Raw genomic sequence first — 685 nt, 5'->3', positions numbered from 1 at the left:
GTGACCGCGTCCATGAAGGACTCCGGGGGCATCTTCACCAACGCCGAGGTCACCTATCAGGGTGTGCCGGTCGGGCGGGTGGGCGAGCTGCGCCTCACCGACGAGGGTGTCGACGTGGACCTCGAACTGGAGAGCCCGGGTCCGCACATCCCGTCGTCGGCGACCGCGGTGGTGGCGAATCGGTCCGCGATCGGTGAGCAGTTCGTGGATTTGCAGCCGACGTCGGCGGCGGGTCCGTATCTGCAGGACGGGTCGGTGATCACGAAGACGTCGGTGCCGCCGCCGTTGGAGGATGTGGTGGCCTCGGCGATCGATTTCACGTCGTCGATCCCGATCGATGATCTGCACACGGTGATCACCGAGTTGGGTAAGGCGTTCAACGGCAAGGGTGAGGATCTGACCCGGTTGGTGGATTCGTTGTCGAAGTTGTCGCAGTCGGGTCATGACAGCATCGATGACACGATCTCGTTGATCCAGAACTCGGATGTGGTGTTGGCGACGCAGGCCGAACAGTCGGACTCGATTCGGAGTTGGGCGCACAATCTGGATCTGATCACCGCGACGTTGGCGTCGGCGGATCCGGATGTGCGTCGGATTCTGACGACGGGTACGGCGTCGGCGACGCAGATCTCGAAGTTGTTGCAGGAGAACGGCGATGATCTGTCGACCGTGGTGAAGCAGCTGG

At 62.8% G+C, this 685-nt stretch carries 1 protein-coding gene; it reads left to right on the top strand.

All coding sequences use genetic code 11. The annotated features are described in order from the left end of the window. The coding region (locus AAFP35_RS26240; protein ID WP_419224622.1) for an MCE family protein at positions 1-685 on the top strand (685 nt) is incomplete at both ends.

This window comes from Gordonia sp. CPCC 206044 (assembly GCF_048537895.1).
GTDB lineage: Bacteria > Actinomycetota > Actinomycetes > Mycobacteriales > Mycobacteriaceae > Gordonia.
The sequence above is the reverse complement of the archived record's forward strand: the minus strand, read 5'-3'. Positions and strand labels throughout refer to the sequence as shown.